The organism is Corynebacterium sp. HMSC055D05, assembly GCF_001810365.1.
Classification (GTDB): domain Bacteria; phylum Actinomycetota; class Actinomycetes; order Mycobacteriales; family Mycobacteriaceae; genus Corynebacterium; species Corynebacterium coyleae.
In genome coordinates this window covers 138,516-138,762 of the sequence record NZ_KV801051.1, presented here as the reverse complement: position 1 = coordinate 138,762, position 247 = coordinate 138,516, and the positions used below count along the sequence as shown (strand labels likewise).

The 247-nt window shown below is 60.7% G+C and carries 1 pseudogene; it reads left to right on the top strand.

What is annotated here, in order from left to right:
• Positions 1–247, top strand: a pseudogene (locus tag HMPREF2734_RS12365) (HNH endonuclease); the annotation flags it as partial.

Genomic DNA, 247 nt, shown 5'->3' with positions numbered 1-247 from the left:
TCTTCGGCGAGGGCAAGGTCGCAACCGCAGCGCCACGTCCCACTGTGTTGGTGCCGCTGCCGGATTACCTGTGCATCCTGGATGGCAATGGTGATGATGTGCTCTTGGCCATGACCGATGGCACCACCATGACCGGTGCGGAGTTTCTCGCCGCCCAGTTCGGTGATGCGTTGGAAGTAGCGGCGTTTCATCCGCAGGCCGGTGCGGTGAATCTGTATCGCACGCAGCGTTTGGCGAATCAGAAGCA